Annotated in this window: 18 protein-coding genes; 13 read left to right on the forward strand and 5 right to left on the reverse strand. The window is 61.9% G+C overall.

The genetic code is table 11. From position 1 onward, the window contains the following. The first annotated feature begins 48 nt into the window (after window positions 1-48). The 3 genes from A3A9_RS39945 (at window position 49) to A3A9_RS0132000 (ending at window position 3,184) form a co-directional block, all read left to right on the forward strand. Window positions 49-924 carry a DMT family transporter gene (locus A3A9_RS39945; protein WP_245279172.1) on the forward strand — a complete coding sequence of 292 codons (876 nt, stop codon included), beginning with the start codon at window positions 49-51 and terminating at the stop codon, window positions 922-924. A 134-nt stretch (window positions 925-1,058) separates the two neighbouring features. Continuing rightward, window positions 1,059-2,729, forward strand: a complete 1,671-nt coding sequence (locus A3A9_RS0131995) for a peroxidase family protein (protein WP_027062257.1) — start codon at window positions 1,059-1,061, stop codon at window positions 2,727-2,729. 53 nt (window positions 2,730-2,782) lie between these two features. Next, entirely contained in the window at window positions 2,783-3,184 is a 402-nt protein-coding gene (locus A3A9_RS0132000) for a hypothetical protein (RefSeq protein WP_082222315.1), read from the forward strand. A gap of 32 nt (window positions 3,185-3,216) precedes the next feature. Here the strand turns inward: A3A9_RS0132000 and A3A9_RS0132005 are convergent, their stop codons facing one another. Then, a complete protein-coding gene (locus A3A9_RS0132005; RefSeq protein ID WP_027062259.1) occupies window positions 3,217-5,127 on the reverse strand; it encodes a hypothetical protein in 1,911 nt (636 codons plus the stop codon). Window positions 5,128-5,295: 168 nt separating this feature from the next. Between A3A9_RS0132005 and A3A9_RS0132010 the strand changes: the two genes are divergently transcribed. Further along, the gene (locus tag A3A9_RS0132010; protein WP_027062260.1) at window positions 5,296-6,690 is read left to right on the forward strand and encodes a YcaO-like family protein; all 1,395 of its coding nucleotides are present in this window, start codon (window positions 5,296-5,298) and stop codon (window positions 6,688-6,690) included. 302 nt (window positions 6,691-6,992) lie between these two features. Here the strand turns inward: A3A9_RS0132010 and betI are convergent, their stop codons facing one another. Then, a complete protein-coding gene (gene betI, locus A3A9_RS0132015; protein WP_027062261.1) occupies window positions 6,993-7,583 on the reverse strand; it encodes a transcriptional regulator BetI in 591 nt (196 codons plus the stop codon). Window positions 7,584-7,713: 130 nt separating this feature from the next. Here betI and A3A9_RS0132020 point away from each other — a divergent pair, with 130 nt between their 5' ends. From A3A9_RS0132020 to A3A9_RS46575, 7 genes are all read left to right on the forward strand, one after another. After that, window positions 7,714-9,684, forward strand: a complete 1,971-nt coding sequence (locus tag A3A9_RS0132020) for a CocE/NonD family hydrolase (RefSeq protein WP_051371324.1) — start codon at window positions 7,714-7,716, stop codon at window positions 9,682-9,684. Window positions 9,685-9,717: 33 nt separating this feature from the next. Next, a complete protein-coding gene (locus A3A9_RS0132025) occupies window positions 9,718-11,259 on the forward strand; it encodes an ABC transporter substrate-binding protein (protein WP_027062263.1) in 1,542 nt (513 codons plus the stop codon). 175 nt (window positions 11,260-11,434) lie between these two features. Continuing rightward, window positions 11,435-12,400 carry an ABC transporter permease gene (locus A3A9_RS0132030; protein ID WP_051371325.1) on the forward strand — a complete coding sequence of 322 codons (966 nt, stop codon included), beginning with the start codon at window positions 11,435-11,437 and terminating at the stop codon, window positions 12,398-12,400. After that, a complete protein-coding gene (locus A3A9_RS39950; RefSeq protein WP_033838931.1) occupies window positions 12,397-13,239 on the forward strand; it encodes an ABC transporter permease in 843 nt (280 codons plus the stop codon). The genes A3A9_RS0132030 and A3A9_RS39950 overlap by 4 nt, the downstream gene beginning before the upstream one ends. Then, window positions 13,239-14,228, forward strand: coding sequence for an ABC transporter ATP-binding protein (locus A3A9_RS0132040; protein ID WP_033838933.1), 990 nt, complete (start codon window positions 13,239-13,241; stop codon window positions 14,226-14,228). The genes A3A9_RS39950 and A3A9_RS0132040 overlap by 1 nt, the downstream gene beginning before the upstream one ends. Next, window positions 14,225-14,992, forward strand: coding sequence for an ABC transporter ATP-binding protein (locus tag A3A9_RS39955; protein WP_051371326.1), 768 nt, complete (start codon window positions 14,225-14,227; stop codon window positions 14,990-14,992). The genes A3A9_RS0132040 and A3A9_RS39955 overlap by 4 nt, the downstream gene beginning before the upstream one ends. 621 nt (window positions 14,993-15,613) lie before the next feature. Next, the gene (locus A3A9_RS46575) at window positions 15,614-15,847 is read left to right on the forward strand and encodes a GcrA family cell cycle regulator (RefSeq protein ID WP_152536220.1); all 234 of its coding nucleotides are present in this window, start codon (window positions 15,614-15,616) and stop codon (window positions 15,845-15,847) included. Window positions 15,848-15,950: 103 nt separating this feature from the next. Here A3A9_RS46575 and A3A9_RS0132050 read toward each other — a convergent pair whose 3' ends face one another. The 3 genes from A3A9_RS0132050 to A3A9_RS41965 are packed head-to-tail and all read right to left on the reverse strand — an operon-like array spanning window position 15,951 to window position 18,785. Next, window positions 15,951-16,640 (reverse strand): RraA family protein, encoded by a 690-nt coding sequence (locus A3A9_RS0132050; RefSeq protein WP_027062266.1) that lies wholly within the window; start codon window positions 16,638-16,640, stop codon window positions 15,951-15,953. Beyond that, complete coding sequence (locus A3A9_RS39960) at window positions 16,633-17,883, reverse strand: alpha-hydroxy acid oxidase (RefSeq protein ID WP_051371327.1); 1,251 nt, start codon at window positions 17,881-17,883, stop codon at window positions 16,633-16,635. Before A3A9_RS39960 ends, A3A9_RS0132050 begins: the two co-directional genes overlap by 8 nt. After that, window positions 17,880-18,785 carry an SMP-30/gluconolactonase/LRE family protein gene (locus tag A3A9_RS41965; protein WP_051371329.1) on the reverse strand — a complete coding sequence of 302 codons (906 nt, stop codon included), beginning with the start codon at window positions 18,783-18,785 and terminating at the stop codon, window positions 17,880-17,882. Before A3A9_RS41965 ends, A3A9_RS39960 begins: the two co-directional genes overlap by 4 nt. Window positions 18,786-19,414: 629 nt before the next feature. Between A3A9_RS41965 and A3A9_RS39970 the strand changes: the two genes are divergently transcribed. Together A3A9_RS39970 and A3A9_RS0132080 are read left to right on the forward strand one after the other, a co-directional pair. Next, entirely contained in the window at window positions 19,415-22,399 is a 2,985-nt protein-coding gene (locus A3A9_RS39970; protein WP_051371331.1) for a caspase family protein, read from the forward strand. 203 nt (window positions 22,400-22,602) lie between these two features. Then, a protein-coding gene (locus tag A3A9_RS0132080; RefSeq protein WP_152536079.1) for an IS3 family transposase occupies window positions 22,603-23,697 on the forward strand; the annotation gives its coding sequence in 2 pieces (ribosomal slippage) (window positions 22,603-22,852 and window positions 22,852-23,697; 1,096 coding nt annotated over the 2 pieces). This gene is flagged as partial in the annotation.

The following is a 23,697-nucleotide window of genomic DNA, read 5'->3' on the forward strand; positions in this document are numbered from 1 at the left end:
GATCACAAACCATTGGAGCCATTGCCCGTTGCGGCGATGCGATCAGTTATGTCCAGTTTCAAGGCAAATTCCCTGCTGATGCTTGCCGCGGTCATTTGGGGCGTGGGCAATGTGTTCCACAAGACCATACTGGCCCACCTCGATCCAATCGCGGTTGTTTTCCTGACCAGCGTGATCGCCGCACTGGTGACGTTGCCGTTCGCGGTGCGGGAGCGTGCGCCCCTGGCCAACACCGGCTGGCTTCCAAGTGTAACGAGAGTGGTCCTGCTTTTTGCCCTCGGCTGCGTGGTCCAGCAACTGTCCTATGTCAGCACGACGGTGACGAATTCGAGCCTCCTCATCAGCGCTTCCACCGTCATCACGCCGATAGCCGCATGGCTGATCATGAAGGAGCGTCCAAGTGCACTGATTCTTTTCGTCGCAATTCTGACGGTGGTGGGATCGGCCCTCCTGGCGGGCGGCTTCAATGGTTCGGCAACCGCTGGCGACGCGTTCGCCATCCTGACCGCAATCTGCTTTGCGGTGTGGACGGTCGAGCTCGGGCGCCATGTGCAGGCGCATGGCCATCCCTTCGCGACAGCGGCCGCGCAGTTCATGGGCACGGCCGTTGCCACGCTGCCTTTCGCGCTGCAGGGCACGATGACGTTTTCCGCAATTGTGTCAGCATGGCCCGAACTTATCATGCTCGGCGTGTTCTCGACCGCCGTCGGCTTTTACCTGCAGACTTCCGCACAACGCTACACCACATCCTCCCATGCGGCGGTGATCTGCAGCGGAGAAGGCGTATTCGCCGCTATTTCCGCCGCTGCGCTGCTCGGTGAAAGGCTTTCTCCCGACGGCTTTCTGGGTGCGGGCGTCATTCTCTCCTGTGTGCTTTTCGCCGCCGTCTCGGCGGGTCCAAAGCTCGATCCGTCAGTACAATGATTGCTTTTGCTATGTCTGGCTCCTCTGGAGCGGCGCCATTCCCACCATGACGGGCAAGTCTGTTTCTATTCCCCAATTCATGCCAAGCTACTGGCCTGGCCGCATTCATCATCTGGAAAACGAGGTTTACTTCGATGCTCCACGGCGAAACGTCCTCCTTCGAAGCCGCTAACGTTCCGAACAGGTCAAACCACAATTCAGATGACGGGCTCAACGACAAGCCCACCTTGGAAGGGATCAGGCTATTCCCGTCCCTGGCCGACATGCCGATCGCCTTGTTTGCGGCAACCGAACACGAGGGCGCCATCGACCGCACCAAGGCGGCTTTGTTGGACATCACGACGGAAATGGTTGGCCCCAGCGATGGCCTCGAGGACGGTGATCTCAGCCCGACACCGGCCGGCTTTACCTATTTCGGCCAGTTCGTGTTCCACGACATCGTCTTCAGCGAGATATTCGGGTTGCCCAAGCCCACAGGCAAAACCCATCATTTGAAGAACGCGTCCTCGCAAGGTCTGGATCTTTCGGGGCTCTATGGAAGGGGGCCCATCGTCGACGCCCATCTCTACGATGTTCCCTACGGGCCGAATCTGACGGCCTGCCGGTTTCCGATCGGCTTGCCTTGCATGAAGGACAGCATGCTCCCGGTCGATCGCAAGACGGTGCCGGGCCGCGATTTGCCGCGCATCGACATGTCGGGCAAGTTCATCAGTGTCGAGGGCCGGCGGTCGCCCTATCGGCCCCTGGTGGCTGACCCACGAAACGACGACAACCTTGTCCTTTCGCAACTGCTCTGCACCCTGATGTGCATCCACAACCGGATTGTGGATCTGTTGCTTGGCAGCGGCACTTCCGATCCAGCTGAGGCTTACAAGCGTGCCAGGGTCTACCTGACCTCGGTTTATCGTACCGTGATCATCAACGACTATCTGAGAAAGATACTGGCTCCCAACATATGGGATCATTTTTTCGCCAGCGATGATTTTCAAGGCACGGGGGTCTCGGCCCTTGAGACGTTCAATGCGCTACCCTTGGAATTCACCTTCGGGGCATCGCGATTTGCCCACGCCATGGTGCGGCAATTCTATGTTGTAAACGACAGGTCGGTGGAAGACCCTGCAAATTTGCGCAGAATGTTGTCCTTCTCCAGCCTGCGCCCGGGTGGGGAGATTCCTATACCCGAGAACTGGATCGTCGACTGGAGCCGGTTTGCCTCGGCGGACACGCCGTCGAAAGCTCAAAGTGCCCGGCGCATAGGACCATTCCTGTCGAAGGAACTGACGATTGCCGGCCTGAGTTCGGAATTGAACGGCACAATCCGGCCGGTAGCCTTCATGGATTGCTGGCGCTGTTATGACCTGGGCTTGCCATCAGGTCAGGACGTGGCCGGTGCGGTAAAGAGCGCCCTGGGTGACAACAGCATCGATGTGCCGGTCCTTACGGGCGATGACATGCTGCCCACGGCGGCTTGTGCCAAGCGCTACGTCTACAATGCCGGCCGCCTTCAGGCCGCCTTGCAACGTTACCCGGAGTTCCTGAGCCAAACACCTCTCTCATACTACATCGTCCAGGAGGCGTCCGTTCTTGGCAATGACGGCAGCCATCTTGGCCCGGTTGGCTCCTATGTTGTGGCCGCCACGATCGCATCCGCACTGTTCAAAGCCGCCGATACGGATCTCTCTTCTGGCAGGCTCATCCCGGACGTGGAGCCGAAAACGCTGGCAGGACTGCTCGATCTCAATGATACTGAGAAGGTTGCAGATGAAGTACTTGGCGGCCTGATCAACAGTCAGGGTTTTCAATAGCGCTGATAGGGGCGGCGATACAGCATTCAATTTGGCTCCAGGGGGAGATGGACATGGCGAAATTCAAGGACGTGCAGTTCGAGGCGCTTGGCGAATTCATCCAGGATCTGATCAAGGATCCGGCCAAACAAGCGATCTTCAGAAATGGAGATCAGCAGGCAATGAAGGATCTGTTGCGTGGGTTCATGACCCCCAGGGACAAGACCTGGGAGGAGATCACCATCGTCGCGCATTTCGACGAGGATCTGATCGTGAACATCGCCTTTCCCTTCACCGGCGACGTCGAGCAAACGATCGCCACCATTGCGCCGGCGGATGGACCCGGTGAGGACTACACATTTCCCGATCATTACAAGATCGATCCGAACGCCGGCCCGCCCGACCAGATCAAACAAAACCGTCTGCGTGCCTATCACAGCCGCCTCGGCGACTATGTCATGTCGCGCTGCAAGTAGTGTCCTGCGCGGCGTGACTCAGGATTGTTGCTTCAACCCGACTGCTCTGCCAGCGCGATACCACGGGCCAGCTTCATCTGGTCGGCCGGCTGGCGAATGGGAAAGGCGGTACTGAACCAATCGACAGCGAGCGCGCGATCAGGCCTGGCTTGGCCATGCCAAGCCGTCGAAAGGTTGCGCAGGAAACGCCTGAATTCGTTTCCGGCCTCGCGATTGCGTTTCAGCAGCGCGAGGGCTGCTGCCGACCAGCCATGGATGTCGGCAAACAGCCGATCGCACTTGGCCGCGGCTTCCACGCACCCCTCAAGATCGTCGGCCAAAAAGGCAATGGTCGCCTGATAGCCATGATAGTGTGCATCAGGCATCGGGTTGAGTTCGAAACATCGCCTCGAAAGCTCAACTGCCCGCTCGTGATATCCCATGAACGAGCTGGCTAGTGCATACGCGATTAGTGTCGCGGGATTGCCGGCATTCTGCTCATGCGCCAGGCTGAAGTGAAAATCCGCAAGATCCCAGCGTCGCGCCAAAAGGTGGCTCCAGGCCAGGTTCACCTGATTGCGGTGGTCAAATGGATCGAGCAAGACTGAACGCTTGGCCAGTTCGAATGCGCGCGTGAGGTCCTGTTCGATCGAAGGCGCTCCCGGAACAACGATCCAGCGCGAATTGAGCACCGCTGCAAGGCTGGAATAGGCGCAGGACAGATCGGGATCGAGTTGGATAGCTTCCTCGTAGCGGGAAATGGCCGCCTCTTCGGTCTCCTTGCGCCACATGGTCGAAAGGCGCTGACCGTCCAGCCAGCAATCATAGGCCGAAGAATGGTTCGGTGAGGTCTGCGATATGCGATGCAGCCTGGCACTGGACAATGCGATCTGCAGGCGCGCGGAAAAACGCGCGCAGACCTCATTAAAGGCCGAGCGCCAGGATGACGGATCAGAGGGAACAGTCAGCCTGAAGGCTTCTCCGCCTTGCAGGAAGTCATAGCAGGTAATCTCGAACACGGCTGACACGTCTGCGTCGATCAGGCGGATGAGAACCCCGATATCCACGTTTTTGCCTGCGGCCGCGCGCACGTCCTCAAACGAGATCCGGCTGGTTTGCACCTCCGTCGACAGGGCCGTCCAATGCCTGAAGCGAGAGATCGAAGCCAGAAGCTCCGTCGCCAGGGCAAATTGGAGATGTTCGTTTTCCGCTTCGCGCCTGGCAATGATGATGGCGATTATCGGCTTTCCCGGGGTGCGGCTGTGGTGATCGCTTTGCACAAGGCCCGAGGCAGTTGCCTCCTTCTCTTCGCCCTTGCCAGGTTTTAGCGCCTCCACCAGGCGCAGTATCTCACCTGGTGGTCGCAAATCCATGTCCGCTTTCAGTTCGGCCGCATAGCGCTCGAAGAAGGCCCGGGCTCGGGCGTAGCCGCTTTCCTGACAGACGCGGCGGATGGTCTCCACCACGGCATCATCAAAAAATGGATCGAGTTGCAGAATACATGCCGCGATGGATTTGCGCCGTCTCGGGTCCGTCTCGGCTGCCAGCCAGGCTGCGAGCCGTGTGACCAGCCTGTCGGACATCATAGTCGACTGCATTCTCAACCAATTGTCGAAGACGGGATCGCAATCATCCAACCCGGCGCAAAGTCCATCTCTGGCTTTGCCCAACAGCAGCAGGGCACGGTCATAATTGGCGTCGTCAAGCGCCTGCTCCAGCTCCTCTATGTCGGAACGTATCGAGGTCGGATCGATCCCAAGGACGAGTTTGTCCACTGTGAGGAAATTGAGCTTGGTTTCGCTTGCCAGGCGCCTGAGATCCTTGATGCACTGGCGCAGCGATCCCCGCGCATGTTCCTCGTCCTGTTCGCTCCAAAGCAATGCCGCCAGTCGCCCGCGCGTTTCGCGTGACCTGCCGCTCAGCATGAGATAGGCGAGGATAGCGCAGGCCTTCCGCTTGCCCAACGAGAGGGTCTCCGCGCCCTTGCGGAGCTCGAAACCGCCGATTAGCCTAATCGCCAGACTGTTTGTGGAAATTGTGAACTCCGCCGGCTCTCGTCTCGTTTCGGTCGATGGGTGGAGACCGCTTAACCCCGCGTAAACAGCAGACGCTAAAATATTGGAAAAGCCAAGTTGCTGTTGCAAGGGCCGCATTGGATAGAGCTCGCTTCGCTGCCGCAGCGCGACCAGTTGATCACTCTAAGCCAGGACGGCATCACCGAGGGCGGCCGGTCGAGTGTCCACGATCTTGGTGTCTTGGCGAATCTCGCTGCGACCCTTAGTGCCGCGCCTGGGAATGGCCTGCCGCTTTTGCGCTTCGCTACCCGCCACGAGATTGGCGTTGAGGTGTTCGACGTTCCAGGCGGGTTCCTGGCAATGTGCAATATTGCTCCCTTCGAAGGCAGTGACGAACGAACTACAGCAAGTGGCAAAGGCTTCGATCCTGCCAGGGCCGTGTTGGCTTGCCTCGGAGAGGCTGCGGAGATTTCCAGTTGGGCCTGCAGAGCCGACGACGTCACGGCGTCAGCGCAAATCGCCTGGCCAGTCGATGGAATGAGAATCGATGCGGTTGATGTGTTGGGCTTCTCGCAGGAGCAGATTAAAAATCGTGCTCGGCTCAACAGAGCGTGGCACGGCTGGGATAAAATCCCGCCGGCAGATCACCTGCGCAATCCTGAGCTATGGGTGCACGTTCAAAGCTTTCACAACGACACGAAAGCGATCTGTCCTGCATTTCTCTGCTACGGCCGCTTAGGCGATGTCGAATATGACGATGCAAGCTTGAACGTCGATTCCAATGGCTGCGCCGCAGGTACGTCGCGGGCCGATGCGAGGACTCGCGCCTTGCTTGAGCTCGTAGAGCGAGACGCCACCGGCATCTGGTGGCACCGAGGATCCTTGAGAACGCGGCTGGACGTCGCGCAGCTTAATAACCAAGGCTTGGTGTCTCATATCCAGCAGCATCGGAGCGCCACGGGGCGAAGGCTCTGGCTTGTGGACATATCGTCCTTCCGGACGGCCATGGTTGTCGCGGCGATCAGCTGCGAAGACGGCGGCGAGCGTATGGCTGTTGGCTTTGGAGCCGGCTTCAATTTGGTGAATGCCGCGAGGTCCGCGTTTCTGGAATTGGTACAATCCGAGGCTGCCATGCAGGCCCATGCCGAACGAGCTGAACGACCTTGGAATGCAACGGCGAGCGATGACGACTGCCGGATGAATCGCTGGAAGCGTTTCGCCGACGTGCGCAACTTCCGTTTCGCCATCGGCGAGCCGGCCGCTGGGCTGGAGAACGCCGGCACGGGAAACGTCGACGACCTGCTGGATGAAATCGACGAAGTTTGTGGGCAGCGGGTCTGGTTCGCAGACCTTTCGCGATCCGAGATTGGCATCCCCGTAGCAAAGGCGATCTGCCAGGGATTATCACACTTCAAGGTGCGCTGGGGCTGCCGCCGAAACACTGCACCTTCCGCAAGTGTTTCGAGCAGAACAGTCAGCGGCCTCTCGCAGGCCAGGAAACTTTTGATATAACCGCTTAAGGCGGCAGCGATAGGATTTGGTACCAGCGCTCGCTCGAATGAGCGCACGCAGTCAATGCGAATTCCAAGGACTGCTCCTGTGTCTCCACTTTTGGGAAAGACCATTGTAGGTCCAAGGATGCAATTAGGCGCATTGCGGTCCGGCACCTTTTTCCAGAAGCGGACTGGCAGCTTGCGGGAGGCAGAAGGCGAACGCAGGTATCTAGGCGACACGCATGTTATCTGACGCTGCGTTCTGGCCTATATAGTTGGCGAGCTGTTCGCAATGACCTTGCGAGTAGTATTGAAACCGCCTTAGAGCTCGATATCTGGCATCAGCAGACAGACATAACGCCAGCATATCCGGCGCGCCCGCTCCAGATCCTCTTCCATATACTCCCCGGCGTTCTGCCAGAAGAAGCCGTCGATGAGCGCGGCGATGCCATCGACGATGTCGTCGACCTCACCGGGTGGCACCATCTGCTTGACGGCATAGCGGATGTTGGACACGAAGCGCGCGCCGGTGAGGTGGTAGAGGTGCTGGATGCGTGGCTCGGTCTGCGCGGCGATCATGAACTGCATCCAGGTTACGGCGCGCTTTGGCACGCCCAGATGCTGCGGCGCAAAGGAGCCGTCGACGATCGCCTTTAGCCTTTGCGCTGGCGTCGGATTGGCCGGTGCGAGCTTCAAAATGTCCTGGCGAAATAGGTTGGACAGGTTGCGCATGGCCAGCGCCAGCAGCTCTTCCTTGCTGTCGAAATAGTGGTTGACCAGTCCTGCCGACATGCCGGCGCGACGCGCGATGACCGCCATGGTGGCGCCGGACATGCCTTCTTCGCCGACGACGGCAATGGCGGCGTCGACCAGCTCGTCGCGGCGCATCGCTTTGATGGATCGTTTCGCCATTGCAAAGCCTTCTCGTTTATATATTGATTGGCCATTCAATATATCATATCGTCATTCAATCCAAGCCGGAGTTCACATGCCCAGCGTCGTCATTTTAGGGGTCAGAACGGTCGAAACCCATTGGATTCCAATGGGAGACGGCCGTAGGCTGGCTGCCCGCCTGTTCCTGCCTGAAGACGCCGAGGCAAACCCCGTCCCGTTGATCCTCGAATACATACCGTATCGCCGCCGCGACGGCACGCGCACCGGTGACGAGGAGATGCATCTGTTCTTTGCCGGCCATGCCTATGCCTGCGCCCGCGTCGATATTGCCGGATGCGGCGATTCCGAGGGCCTGCTCGACGATGAATATGTCAAGCGCGAGCAGGACGATGCGCTTGAAATTCTCGACCATCTCTGTTCGCAGCCATGGTGCACGGGTGTCGCCGGCATGATCGGCAACAGCTGGGGCGGGTTCTCCGGCCTGCAGGTCGCGGCGCGCCGGCCGCCTCAACTGAAGGCGATCGTCACCTCGTGCTCGACCGACGACCGCTATGCCTGCGACGCGCATTACAATGGCGGCCTGGTCATCAACGACAATTTCGGCTGGGGCGGGGCGCTGTTCGGCTATTCCGCGCTGCCGCCGGACCCGGCCGTGGTCGGCGAGGACCGCTGGCGGCAGATGTGGAAGGACCGGCTCGACGACCACAAGAACCACGCCGCCGAATGGCTGAAGCACCAGCGCCGCGACGCGTTCTGGAAACAGGGTTCGGTCTGCGAGGATTTCTCGGCCATCGAATGCGCGGTGCTGGCGGTGGGCGGCTATCTCGACGGCTATACGCAGACCATCTTCAGCCTGGTCAAGAACCTCAGGGGATCCGCCAAGGGCATTTGCGGGCCATGGGGCCACAAGGAGCCGAACTATGGCGTGCCCGGCCCGGCAATGGGCTATCTGCAGGAATGCATCCGCTGGTACGATCACTGGCTGAAGGGCATCGATAATGGCGCCGACCAGGAACCGGACATGCGCCTCTATCTGATGGACTATGCCCGGCCGCATTCGCATATCGATGTCAGGCCGGGCCGCTGGCTCGGCTTGCCGCAATGGCCGGCCAGCCAGATCGGCGGCAAGACCTTGTGGCTGAACGGTGATGGCAAGCTTGGCGAAATACAGGCAGCCGGCGAGGCAAGGTCGACGATTTCCTCGCCGCTCACCACAGGCGTGCAGGGGCAGGAGTGGTGCCCCTATGGCCAGGGCCGCATCTCGGCCGAGGGCGCGCGCGACCAACGTGCAGACGATGGCGGCTCGCTGTGTTTTGAGAGCGCCGTTATGGACGCCGACCTGCCGCTGGCCGGCATCTCGAAGATCAGGCTGCGTGTCGCGGCCGACAAGCCGCAGGCGCAGCTTTGCGTGCGGCTGACCGATGTGGCGCCCGACGGCACGTCGGCTTTCATCACCTTCGCGCTGCTCAATTTGGCGCATCGCGAAAGCCATGAATTTCCCGAGCCGCTAACGCCGGGCCAGTTCGAGAATGTCGAGCTCGACTTCAAGCCGGTGGCGCAAATCATCCCCAGGGGACATCGGCTGCGCGTGGCGATTTCCTCGTCCTACTGGCCTATGGCGTGGCCGTCGCCGGAGCGCACCATGCTGACCTTCGACCCCACGGGCTGCCGGCTCGATCTCGCGGTCCTGGCCAGCGAGGAGGGGCTTGCACCGGTCGCTTTCGAGGAGGCGCTGTGGGCCGAACCCCGCCCGGTGACGGTCAAGGAGCCGGCGCGCCAGCTGCGCTCGCTGACCACGGACCTGCCGACCGAACGCACCGAGCTGACGGCGCTGTCGGATGACGGCCGTTTCGTGTTCGAGGAGACCGGCACCGAGATCACCTCCTGGCGCCGCAAGGTCTACGGCATCTCGGACAACGACCCGGCCAGCTGCGCCACGACGGTGACCTGCCATGAGGAGTTGACGCGGCCGGACTGGAACGCGCGGGTCGATTGCGAAATCAGCTTCAGCTGCGACCGCGACAATTTCTACGCAAGCGGCTGGGTCAAGGCTTACGAGCGCGGAACGATCTTTGCCGAGAGGACTTACGACGAGGTCATTCCACGCGACTGCAAGTAATCGATGAGATAACCAACCAAAAAAGGGAACAAAATGCGCATGAAACTCGACCGCAGAACTTTCCTTGCCGGCTCTTCGGCCTTGGCGATCCTGCCTTACTCGCGCTTTGCCTTTGCCGCCGACCGAACCAACCCGATCATCGCGCTCGATGCCGATATCGGCAATCTCGATCCGGGCAACCGTGTCGGCACCACCGAGGGCAACATCATTCGCGCGGTGTGCCAGACGCTGGTGCGCTTCGAGCCGGGCAAGACCAGCTGGATCAACGACGCGGCTAAGGAGATCAAGCAGATTTCCGACACCGAATTCGATTTCGAGCTCAACCCCGGCCAGATGTTCACCGGCGGTTATGGCGAGATGACGGCCGACGACGTCAAGTTCACCTATGACCGCTACATCAACGGCGACAAGAACGGCAAGAAGCTCGCCTATGCCGACGATCTGGAAGCGCTGAAATCGGTCGAGGTCACCGGCAAATACACCGGCAAGCTGATCCTCAAGCATCCGTCGGCAGCACTTTGGCTGATCGGCATCTGCGATGCCTCGGGCGCGATCCTGTCGAAGAAGGCGACCGAAGCGCTGGGCGACAAGATCGCCACGACGCTGGTCGGTTCGGGTCCGATGGTGCTCAAGGAATGGCGGCCGAAGGAGCAGTTCGTGCTCGCCGCCAATCCCGACTACAAGGGACCTTACAAGGCGCATTTCGAGGAGATCACCGGCAAGATCATCCCTGAGCACAAGACCGCCTTCCTGTCGTACCAGGCGAAAGAACTTGACTTCACCGCTTTCGATGGCGACCAGCTCGCAGCCGCGAAGGGCTTGCCGGACACCAAGGTGATCGACATTCCCGGCATCGACTACACCTGGATCGGCATCAATGTGGTGAAAGGCGATCTCGCCGACCTCAAAGTGCGCCAGGCGATCCGCTACGCGATCGATGTCGACGCCATCATCCAGGGCGCCTATTCCGGCGCCACCTCACGCGCCAAGACGCTGCTGGCGCCAGGCCTGCTCGGCAACTGGGCCGACGCGCCCCTCTACACAAGGGATGTCGCCAAGGCGCAGCAGCTCTTGAGCGAGGCCGGCAAGTCCAACCTGACCTTCACCTTCACCTGCATGAACGACGCGACGTCGCTGGCCGTGGCCCAAATCGCGCAGGCCAACCTTGCCGAAGTCGGCATCACGCTCACCATCAATGCCATGGATTCCGGCGCCTACTGGGCGCTCGGCGCCGGCGATGCCAGCAAGGATCTCGAACTGACGCTGATCCCCTATACGTCGAAGTTCGACCCGAGCTTCCAGACGCAGTGGTTCCTCGCCAGCCAGATCGGCCTCTGGAACTGGCAGCGCTGGAACAGCCCCGAATTCGACAAGCTGCACCAAGAAGGGCTGGAGACGCTGGACAAGGCCAAGCGCGAGGACATCTACATCAAGATGCAGAAACTGCTCGATGAATCGGCTTCCTGCATCTGGATCACGCATGGCCGCAACTTCTTCGTCGACGCGGCCTGGCTGAAGCCGGTGTTCCTGCCCAACGGTAAGGACTGGCAGTTCGAGTTTTTTGACAAGGCGTAAGGGTAGGGGACGAAACGTCGGCGCCCCTCACGGTCTTGCCGGCTTCTCTCTCCCCGTAAACGGGGAGAGAGAAGGCGGCAGCCAAATGAGGGGCAGCGCCAGCCTCCACCATTGGCCCATCTCCAGTTAGGTTGAAGCCATTGACCAACCTCGACGAACCGGACTTGCTGCGTCCATGACCAGAGCGCGACGCATCGCCGCCTTCATCGCCAGCCGCCTAGCCTCGGTGGTGCTGACCATTGCCGGCGCCACGCTGCTTCTGTTCCTGATGGTGCGGCTGGTGCCGGGCGACTTCGCCTCGGTGATGCTGGGTCCCAGGGCAACGCCGGAGCTGCGTGCGCAGATCATTCATGACATGGGTCTCGACCGCGGCATGCTCGCACAGCTCTGGCTGTTCGCCAGCCATGCCGCGACCGGCAATTTTGGCGAGGATGTCGTGTCGCACCGGCCGATCCTCGACATCGTGCTGGAGGTCATCCCCAACACGTTGGCATTGGCTTTCAGCGCGCTGGCTCTGGCGCTGCTGGTCGGCATACCCATTGGCGTCATTGCCGCGCTGAAGCCGGGCTCGTGGCTGGACAGCGGGCTGGCGCTGCTGTCGATCTCCTTCATCACCACGCCGACGCTGGTGGTATCGGTAATCCTGTTCCTGATCTTCGCCATCGGCCTGCACTGGCTGCCGGTGGCGGGCGCCGGCGCGCCCGGCGACAGCGTCGACCGGCTGCGGCATCTGATCCTGCCCTCGGTGGCGCTGGCGCTGGGCTGGGTCGGCTACATCTCGCGGCTGATCCGCGCCGCATTGCTGGACACGCTGGCGGAGCTGCATGTGCGCACGCTGCGCGCCTATGGCGTCTCGGAATACCGCATTGTCGGCCTCTATGCGCTGAAGCTTGCGCTGGTACCGGTCGTGTCGATCCTCGGCATCGGGCTCGGCGACCTGATCGGCAGTTCCGTCGTCGTCGAGATCATCTTCGCCCGCTCCGGCATCGGCAGCCTGATCTTCAATTCGATCGCGCAGCGCAATTACCCCGTGGTGCAGGCCTGCGTGGTGTTCATTGTCGCCTTCTACATCGTCGCCAACCTCGTGGTTGACATGATCAACGCATTGCTCGACCCCCGTATCGCGGCGGGCCGCGGATGAGCGGCTTTTTCGCGACGCTCAAACGCATCGGTTCGGAGCGCGACGGGTGGCTCGGGCTGGCGTTTACGCTCGCCATTCTGGTGTTCGCCCTGATCGGGCCGCTGGTCGGCCCCGACCCCAACGCCATCGACATCAAAGCCCGCTTCGCCGCACCGGAGTTGGCGCATCTTCTGGGCACCGACAATCTCGGCCGCGACCTTGCGGCGCGCACGTCGGTCGGGACGCGCTATGCGCTGACGCTTGCGGTGATGATCGTCGTGATCTCGTCCATCATCGGTTCGCTGATCGGCATTGTCGCCGGCATTGCCGGTGGCTGGGTCGACAGGGCGGTGACGGCTGTCTTCGACATCGTCAACGCCTTTCCACCGCTGATCCTGGCCTTCGCGCTGATCGCGCTCTACGGCAAGGGCTCGGCCACCTTCGTGCTGCTGGTTACCGTCGTCTTCATTCCGCAGTTCGGCCGCATGGCGCGGGCGCGGGCGCAGACGCTGCGCAATCTCTCCTTCATCGAGGCAGAGCGGATGCTGGCGGTCCATCCCGTCACCATCGTGGTCAGGCACTACCTGCCCAATGTCGCCGGGCCGATCATCGTGCTGGCCAGCATGAACCTGCCGGTGGTGATCGCCTTCGAGGCGTCGCTGTCCTTCCTCGGCTTTGGCGTGCAGCCGCCAAATTCCTCGCTTGGCACGCTGATCAAGGACGGCTTCGTCTCGATCAACCAGTCATGGTGGCCGACAGTTGCAGCCGCCCTGGTTCTGGCCATCGCCACGCTCGGCGCGACGCTGCTCGGCGAAGCGCTGCGGCGCGTCATCGATCCCAAATCGACGGGAGCACGTTGATGGCGATTTCGCTGCGCGATTTGTCGGTCGACTACAGCTTACAGCAAGGCACCGCGCATGCGCTGCGTGGTGTGTCGCTCGACATAAAGAAAGGCGAAATGCTGGGGCTGGTCGGCGAGTCCGGCAGCGGCAAATCCACTGTCGCCTTCGCGCTGATGGGCCTGCTTGCCAACAATGCCCGAGTGACCTTAGGCACGGCGACAATCGACGGCAAGAATTTCGACCTGACCAAGCGCAACGCAACGGCTGCCTTGCGCGGTCGTGGCATGGCGATGATTTTTCAGGACCCGATGCTGTCGCTCAATCCGGTGTTCACCATCGGCACGCAGCTTGGCGAAGTGCTGCGCCGGCGTGCCCCCGGCAGCGACCGCAAGACTCGCGTCGCGATGGCTGAAGACGCGCTGGCCAAGGTCAAGCTCAGCAACCCGGCGCGGCGCATGAACCAGTATCCGCATGAGCTTTCCGGCGGCATGCGCCAGCGCGTGGTGATCGCCATGGCGCTGCTCTCGGAACCGGCGTTGCTGATCGCCGACGAGCCGACCACGGCGCTCGACGTCACCGTCGAGGCGCAGATCATGCGCGAGATCATCGGCCTGCGCGACCGCGTCGGCTGCGCGGTGCTGTTGATCACCCACAGCCTTGGCCTCGTCACCGAATATTGCGACGCGATTTCCGTGCTCTATGCCGGCGAGAAGCTGGAAAGCGGCACGGTGAAAGCGGTGCAGCGCCAGCCCGGCCATCCCTATACGCGCATGCTGTTCGACTGCGAGGTGCCGATCGATCGCGAGCGCCATGCCGATGCCTCGCAGAACAGCTTCACGGTGATATCAGGCGATCTGCCCGACCCGCGCCGGCGGCCACCCGGCTGCATCTTCAACGGGCGCTGCGATGTCTCCTTCGCGGAGTGTGCGGTCGTCAATCCCGGCGATTATCCCGTCGGTGATGACGCCGGACACAGCGCCCGCTGCCTGCGGCTGGCGACGCCATGACCGACGCGATCGCGATCAGCAATGCACAATTGCGCTTCGGCGAGACCGCCGCGCTCGACGGCGTGTCGCTCACCATTCCGCAAGGCACATGCTTTGGCATTGTCGGCGAATCTGGTTCCGGCAAGACGACGCTGATGCGCGCCGTGCTCGGCCTGCAAAAACTCGACCAGGGCGAAATCCGCATCCTCGGCAAGCCGCTGGTTCACGGCCGCGCGGCGCTGAGGGAACGCGCCAGTTTCATCCAGCCGATCTTCCAGGATCCGGCCGCCTCGCTGTCGCCGCGCAGCCGCATCCGCACGCTGATGAACGAGGTCGGCACGGTGCTGCGCGAGCCGCATGCGGCAACGCATGAGCGGCTCGCCGTCATCCTGGGCCGCCTCAGCCTGCCGCCTGGTGTCATCGACAAATATCCGCACGAGATCAGTGGCGGCCAGGCGCGGCGCGTGGCGATCGCCCGGGCGCTGCTGATGAAGCCGTCGATCCTGATCGCCGATGAACCCACCGCAGGTCTTGATGTCTCCGTACAGGGCGACCTACTCAACCTGTTGCAGGACATCAGGCGGTCGCAAAACATCACGCTGGTGGTGATCAGCCACAATCTGGCGATCATGCGGCTGATTGCAGAAAATGCCGTCGTCATGCGCGCGGGCAATGTGATCGAAGGCGGTGAGGTTGGATCGTTATTCGGATCACCCCAAGAGGTCTATACCCGCGATTTGCTCGCGGCCTGGCCGAGCATAAGGGCGGTCAACACAAAGGGATAACCCTCGTGCTGGATTAGACGGACCATTGCGGTGGGTCATTCAAATTTGCATCTTGGACGGTCGCGTGCGCATTCGGTCAATCCCCAAGATGACAGCGCCACCGAGTTCCGTACCTAGATCCACTCGTACGGAGAACCAGCATCGACTTAGCGTAACCGAGACACCCCAAGGAGCCCAAAATGTTTGCTTTCGGGCAACTGCAAAACTCAACTCTTTGGCCGAGATTAGGCGCATTGCTGCCTTCGCAACGCGACAATGAAAAGGTCACCGTTGGGTCGAACTCCGTCTTTCGGAGCGGTTTGGGTTTTGGGCGAGAGCGGCGGCAATCAGGGTCCTGAACGTGAACGGCGGCGCGCACAAAGCCACTATAACTCCGCCAAGGACAAACCCCGGTCGAGCGTCCTACGATGGCACTTTGCCTGTGTTTTCTTAGCCTCGCAGGTGTGGCCTTAAGTCGCAAACTACGGGCTTCAGAAATGGGGCGTCGGGCTTCATTGACAGCGCGACAAGCACCATTTGGTGATCCAAAGCCCTCCAAAACGAGAGAAGCTCGCCCAGGCGCGGTCGCACTGCGGTCGTCAGCCAGCAATGGCTATGAACTAAAGGAACCTGGAAACCATCATGCCTGAAAATATCAGACTAACGTCGAGAGACGTCCCCCTCATTCAGCTCGGCGTATATCAGTGCCGCTTCCCGGTGAGCGAAGACCCGTCAGTACCTGGCGGCTACCGTTTTTGTGCCGGGCCAACTTCGCCTGATCGCGTCTACTGCGATCACCACCACAGCATCGTGACTGCCGTCGACCCTCGTCGGGCCCGCTCGGGCCTCCATTTGCCCCAACGGCGCGCCGCGTAGATTACATCTTGTTGGGCTGAGCCCTCCGCGCGCTGGCAGTCGGCGTCACCTCATCGGCTATGATGTTGTCCTCAAATCTCTTTTGCAATTCGGCAACCCCATTTCAGTCAACGAAGCGCGTCCTGTCAGACTTGAGGACGACGTTGGCGAACTCGGGCATTTCCAGACCTTGGCCCACCTTGGCATCAAGATCCTGCTCGGCCGCCCTGACGACGGCGAGCCGCGCCAGCACCGTCTCAGCCTCCAGGCGGGGCACCACGGCGACGCCATCGCGGTCGCCTACCAGTATGTCTCCCGGCGAGATAGTCACGCCTCCTAGCACCACCGGAAATCCGACTGTGCCTGGACCATTGCGCGCCGGCGAGTTCGCGATGACCCCGGCACAGTAAACCGGCAACCCGACCGCCTCGATCCCGATAACATCGCGCACGAGGCCGTCCGTGATGAAGCCGGCGACCCCCTTATTGCGCGCCATGCCAAGCACGAGATCCCCGGTGACCGCCGCCCCGGCAAAGCTGTCGGTGGCCGCAACGATGACATCACCACTTAAGGCGGCATCCAGCGCCCCAAACACCGCGAGATTGTCGGCGGGGCCGCAGTAACAGGTCAAGGCGACGCCGACCAGGACAGAACTACTTGGCGATAGCGGCTTGATTGCATGGTGCAAGGCCCCGCGCCCGCCCATGGCGTCTACGAGCTGGCTAACGGGCACGCCCGAGAAGGCACTGATGATTTCTGCTGAAGGCCGTTCGAAACGGCGCTTGATGGTGAGCAGTGGCGGGTCTTCAATCATGTGGCGGCCTCGTTGCCTGAATGAACGAAAGACAGTCCGGCCCGAGGTCGCGCAGGCTCCGCGCCCCCATTAGCGCCATGACCCGATCGATCTCCTTGCGATAGAGTTCGAGCACATGTCGCACCCCGTCCTCACCAGCGACCGCCAGCCCCCATAGTTGCGGGCGGCCGATCAGACAGCAGGAGGCGCCGAGCGCCAGCGCCTTTACAACGTCGGAGCCCCGCCTGATGCCGCCGTCAATCAGTACAGGTATGCGGCCGGCGACAGCCGCGACAACTGCCGGCAGCGCGTCCAGCGACGCGGCGGCGCCGTCGAGCTGGCGTCCGCCGTGATTGGACACGATGACGCCGTCGATGCCGCGCGCCACGGCCTCGGCGGCTTCGCCGGGATGCAGGATGCCCTTCAGCAACAACGGTCCGGGCCAAACGGTACGCAGCCAGTCGACGTCGGCCCAGGAGAGCCCGGGGTCGAGCAGTGCGGCCATGCGGCCCGCCAGCGCGCCGACCGTCGCCGTCTCGCCGGGACGCACGTAGTTGCCGAACGTCAGTTTCGGCAGCCGGGTGCGCATACGCAGCAACCACGCCGCCTTGGTGGCGGCCGCGAGTGTCCCGGCCACGCCGAAGCGCGGCGGGATGGCAAAACCGTTGCGGATGTCGCGTTCCCGGTGGCCAAGCATCTGATTGTCGATGGTGAGCACCAGCGCACCGTACCCTGAGGCACTTGCTCGATCCACCATTTCTCGGGTGAAGCCGCGATCGGTATAGACGAACACCTGCATCCACCGCGGGCCGGCACCGGTGGCTGCTATGTCCTCCAGCGTGCAAACCGATCCGTGGCTGGCGCAGTAGAACGTGCCGGCGGCGGCGGCGGCTCGTGCCGCCGCGCACTCGCCATCAGGCCAGAACAGACCCGCAAGGCCGGTTGGCGCGACGCCGACCGGCATGGCAAGTTTCGCTCCGAACAGCTCGAGCGAGAGATCCCGTATCGCTGCCCCGTTGAGTGGTCGCGGCAGAAGAGCAACCTCGTTGAAAGCCTGCTCGTTTCGGCGCAGCGTTCGCTCATCCTCGGCGCCGCCGTCAGCGAAATCGAACACCGGGCGCGGCAAAGTCCGCCGCGCGGCGTCGCGCACCGCGCTCACGCTGTACAGGCGCTTCAGCGCTGCCGGCGAAGAAAACGTCGCGGCGGCGGCGGCACCGCCGTTGACCCGAGCGCCTGTGTTCGAGACAGTCGAGGAGCTACTCACGGTTTCTTACCGCCGATGGTACCGTAATGCGTTGGTCCGCCGCCTCCCGGAACACGCATGCGGCAGAGCGTTCCCTCGAAGGAGGGGTCGCTGCCACTCGCCAGCACGCCGGCATTTGTCACCCAAAGCATCTCGCCCGAGAAGACGCAGTTGGTCGTTGCCTTGCCGCAGATGAAGAAACCTTCCGCTGTGCCGTCGGGCTTCAGCACATGAATGCCGTTGGCGGCAATATCCGTGACATAAAGGCGGCCGTCCGCGCCGACCTTCAGCCCGTCCGGGATCGGATTGTCCCCAGGCAAGCGGCCAAGGTCCTCGACGCTACCATCCGGACGCTGCCGTTTGACGCGCCCGGTGTAGGACTCACCCCAGACGATCGAGCCGTCGGCTTCGACCGCCACTCCGTTCGGGAAGGTCGGCTCGTCGAAGCCGAGAGCAAGGTACGCACTGCCATCCGGATTGACGGCAAAGATGTAGCTGGGGTCCGGATTCCCAGGGTTGTATGTACCTGGATCGCTGAAGATAAGCCGGCCATCAGCAGCAAAGACGAGATCGTTTGGACCGTTGAGCCGAATGCCCGAAACCTCGGTCAGCAGAATTTCCGGCTTGCCGCCTTCGGCAACACGCTGGATCGACGGCTTTGTCATCTCCGCGGCCCGCCAAGGCCCGGTCGTGCCGCCGTTCTGGCAGACATAGAGCAGGCCATCCGATCCGAGAACGCAGGCATTCGGCGCTCCCGCGACATAGGCGAACCGCCGAGCAGTTCCGTCAGGGTGGATGGCGGTCAGCTGGCTGCGATAGCTTTCGACGATGACAACGCGCCCATCAGGGAGCACCGTCGGGCCTTCGGGCCAGCCGAGGCCGGTCGCGACAACCTCGACCGCCAGCTTTTCGACCTCGTTCATCGCGCGATCTCCAGACCGACAGCCTATCAAGATTTGTCGGGTATAATCCAGCCGTCTACGCGTTCGTTGAATACATTGTGCGGCGATTGCAGGCATCGACGCATGGGCGCTTTGGGGCGCGAAGTCGACAGAGCGCCGGCACCAGCGATGTCCGCTTCTAGAAGCCGGACGGTGGTGCGGGAATGGCGGACATGAGGCGCATAGCGGACGTTCGCGTCAGGCCGAACATACTGGAGCCGGCTTATCGCCAGCGTCACATCGAGGTTTAGGCTTCGGTCCCTCGTGTCACAACGGGCGATTTTAGCCCAGATGTTACGCTGTCGGGCCATCCCGGGCTCGGGGAGCGGCCCGAACGCTCGAGAAAATTCCGGACGCAGATATTCGTATATCTCCCATCTGATGTTGTTCAAAAACCCAGCAATCGTACTGGAATGGTGCATAAACAGGTGCGTCTTCGCGCAGCGCCCGATGTAGGTTTTGAATCTGATGGCGAAATCAGGATTTCTAGCTATCGACCTTAAGCCGAAAGGCGTTCGGACACGGTGCTCGTGCATCGCCAGTTGCACTCTTCCCAGCTCTCATGAATTGCCAGGCGCATCGGCCTTGGTTACTCTATAGCGGGGGTATCAATGCAATTCGGACGTGCGCTTCTTGCCGCTCTTGCTACGGTGCTGTTTTTTGGCGCCGCACACGCTCTTGCCGCCGATCTTCGTGGTGTGGCGTTGGTCATCGGCGAGAGCGATTATGACAGCGACCCTCTTCTCGACCTGACGAACCCTAAGAATGATGCCAGGGCAATGGACGAGCTCTTGGGCAAACTCGGCTTCGATGTCCATCGCGCGCTTAACGATAATCGAGCCGACCTCGAGAACGACATTCAACGCTTCGTGCGCGATGCCAAGGATGCCGATGTGGCGCTGGTCTACTATTCGGGCCATGGCGTCGAGGCGGGCGGCGCCGACTATCTGGTACCGACCGATGCCGACATCTCGACACCGGAGAAGGCTGGCGAGAGCCTTGTGCCGGTGCAGGACCTGCTCGAACAGCTGGCCCGGACGGTGCCGGTGACGATTACTCTGCTCGATGCCTGCCGCACCAACGCTTTCCCGGAAGGCACGACGATCAAGCTGCCCGGCAGTGCCCAGGTGATCGACGTTGCAACCACAGGACTAGGCGAGATGCGCGGCGCGACACCGATAGCCAGGCCCGGCGTGTCCAAGGACAGCCTCGGCATGGTGATCGGCTTCGCCGCATCACCCGGCGAAGCGGCGCTCGACGGGCAGGCCGGCGGCAACTCGCCCTATGCGGCGGCGCTGCTCAAGCATTTCGGCGCCGGCGGCTATCCGTTTGACGAACTGATGACGCTGGTGCGGCAGGAGGTCTACCTCAAGACAGACGGACGGCAGCTGCCATGGACCAATTCGTCCCTGCGGCGGGTGCTAAGCTTTGGTGCTCCGGCGCCTACGGGCGACAAGGACCAGGAAGCCATTCGCGAAGGCAGGCGGCGCTTGCTGCTCAGCATCGCCGACACGCCGGACGATCTGCGCCGCGAGGTGGAAGCCGCCGCAACCAAAGCGTCCGTGCCTATGGACGCGATCTACGGTTTGCTGCAGGCGTTGGGCCAGAAAGTGCCGAGCGATCCCGCCGCGCTCGACCAACTGCTCAAGGCTCAGACCGACAACATCAAGAAGGCGATGGCCGAACACGAGGCGCTGGCCGACGCCGACCCTGAAATCGTTCGCCTCTCCGGCCTGGCGCAGCAGGCCCTCGACGAGGGCGCACTCGATCTCAGTGTCACGTTCTGGGAACAGGCGAAGGCGCGATATCTCGTCATCAGCAAAAGCCTTGATAAGGCCGAGGCCGATCTTGGGGAACGACGGCGCGAGGGTGGCGCGGTTATCGCCAGGACAGCGCAGGCGTATTCCCTCAAAGGGGACTATCCGGCGGCTGCCGAGAACTATCGGCTGGCCTTCGATCAGGTCCAAAAATGGGACCGGGCGACGGCCGCCATATACAAGGGAGATGAGGCGGATGCACTTAAGGCCCAAGGCTACCAGAAGGGCGACAACGACGCCCTGAAACAGGCGATCGCTGCCTATGGCGACGCGCTGGAATTGTTGCCGCGTGCCTCCGACCGCCTTCTTTGGGCACGACTGCAGAACAGCCTCGGCAACGCCCTTGAGCCGCTGGGCAGGCGCGAAGACGGTACCGATAGTCTCAAAGCCGCTGCCGTCGCCTATCGTGCCGCACTACAGGAATGGACCCGCGACCGTGTGCCCCTCGACTGGGCGAGCGCGCAGAACAACCTCGGCAATGTCTTCGAGGCGCTCGGCGAGCGCGAGGGCGGAACCGACAGTCTGAGCGCTGCCGCCACCGCCTATCGCGCAGCCCTGGAAGAATGGACCCGTGACCGCGTGCCGCTGGACTGGGCCAGCGCACAGAACAATTTGGGCGTCGCGCTCAATGCACTGGGCCAGCGCGAGAGTGGAACCGACAGCCTGAGTGCCGCGGTCGCCGCCTTTCACAGCGCGCTGGAGGAATGGACCCGCGACCGAGTGCCGCTCGACTGGGCCACGGCACAGAACAACCTCGGCAACGCGCTGGTCAATCTGGGCAGACGCGAGGCGGGAACCGACAGCCTAAAAGCCGCCGTCACCGCCTATCGCGCTGCCTTGGAAGAATGGACCCGAGATCGTGTGCCGCTCAACTGGGCTAGCGCGCAAAACAACCTCGGCACCGCGCTTGAGGCGCTTGGCGGGCGTGAGAGTGGAACCAACAGCCTGAATGCCGCCGTCAGCGCTCTCAGGGCTGCACTCGAGGAACGGACGCGCGAGCGAGTGCCGCTCGACTGGGCGATGTCGCAGAACAATCTTGGCAATGCGCTGGAGGCGCTCGGCGAGCGCGAGGGCGGAACCGATAGTCTGGATGCTGCAGCCAGCGCCTTTCGTGCCGCGTTGGAGGAATGGACCCGCGAGAGGGTGCCGATCGACTGGGCCAAAGCCCAGAACAATCTCGGCAACGCACTCCAGTTGCTGGGCAGGCGCGAAAGCGGAACGGCCAGCCTGAAGGCTGCCGTCACCGCCTATCGCGCCGCGTTAGAAGAGGAGACCCGCGATCGCGTGCCGCTGGACTGGGCCAGCGTACAGCAAGATCTGGCAAGCGCACTGCTTACGCTGGGCGAGCGGCAGGGCGGAGAAACCGGTGCGAACGACTGGCGTGCAGCGATCGCTGCCTGGCAGGCTTCGGCGCAGGTTCACACCAGCGACATTGACCCGAAGCAATGGGCGTCTCTGCAAAACGCGATCGGCTATCAACTCGTGCTGCTGGGCGAGCGCGAGAACGACGTGACGCAGTTCGAGGCAGCCATCCCGGTCCTAAGGGCCGGGCTTGCCGTCCAGGAAATGGCGGAACCCAAGGATGTCTCTTATATACAGGACAGCCTATGTCACGCTCTGCTCGGGCTGGGCAGCCGCACGGGCGACCGGGACGGCCTGACAGAGGCAAAATCGCTTTGCGAAGCCGCGCTGGCCGGGGAGGCGGCGGCCGGCATCGACGTCGGTGAGACACAGGCCAATCTCACTGCGGTCAGCGTTGCCCTAGCAAAGCTGGACTAGGGAGTGGTGAAGGATGCAATTGTCTCCGTCCGTCGTCTACGTCCAAGTCCTCCTGAGCTTGAGCCATTGAGCCGCCAGCGTCGACGCATTAGTATGGGGCGGGTTTGGATCTTTTGGACCGAAGGTTGAAGATGGGCGGCCTGGCCTGCTGCCGGTTTCGTGGACACCGAGATAAGGTGTTTAACGGAACTTGGAGAGTGGAAATGCAGAGAAGGAAGTTTAGCCGCGAGTTCAAGCTTGAGGCAGTGAGGCTAGTGAAGGATCGGGGCGTAGCGGTGGCGCAGGCGGCCCGTGATCTTGATCTCCATGAGAATGTACTGCGCAAATGGATCCGCGAGACCAGCGTTGATCCGCAGCATGCCTTCCCCGGTCATGGGCAGATGAAGCCGGAGCAGCAGGAGATCGACCGGCTGCGCAAGGAAGTGGCCAAGCTCAAGGCGGAGCGCGACATCCTAAAAAAGGCCGCAGCCTACTTTGCGAGAGAAGTGACATGAGGTTCGCTTTCATCGCGAGGCACCGGAACATCTGGCCGGTGGCATGGCTATGCGACGCGCTGGATGTGTCCCGCTCAGGCTTTCATGCCTGGCTCAACCGCAGTCCCAGCGCTCGTTCCCGGCATGACGAGATACTCGTTTCCCGCATCGACCGAAGCTTCAAGAGCAGCGACCGCACCTATGGCGCGCGTCGTGTGTGGCACGATGTTCTGGCCGAGGGTCTTTCCTGCGGGCTGCATCGTGTCGAGCGGCTGATGCGGGAGAATGGTCTGCGGGCCCGGCCTCGTCGCCGTGGACTGCCGAAGGACACCGGGCAGCGAGCCGCAGTGTCGGACAATCTCCTCGACCGCGCATTCGAGGCATCGGCGCCGAACCAGAAGTGGGTCGCGGACTTCACCTACATCTGGACCGCGGAAGGTTGGCTCTACGTTGCCGCTGTCGTCGACCTGTTCTCTCGGCGTGTCGTCGGCTGGGCAATGAAGGCCGAGATGACGGCGCAGCTCGTCACTGACGCCCTGATCATGGCGATCTGGCGCAGGGGCAAGCCTGACAGCCTGCTGCATCACTCAGACCAGGGATCGCAATACACGAGCGAGCAGTTCCAGCGGCTCATGGCCGATCACGGCATCACCTGCTCAATGAGCAGGTCGGGCAATGTCTGGGATAATGCTGCGATGGAGAGCTTCTTCTCGTCGCTTAAGACCGAGCGCACGGCGCGCAAGGTCTACAGGACGAGGGATGACGCCAGGGCGGATGTGTTCGATTACATCGAGCGCTTCTATAACCCTCGGCGAAGGCACTCGA

The sequence above is a fragment of the Mesorhizobium loti CJ3sym genome (assembly GCF_000472785.1).
Classification (GTDB): Bacteria; Pseudomonadota; Alphaproteobacteria; order Rhizobiales; family Rhizobiaceae; genus Mesorhizobium; species Mesorhizobium loti_E.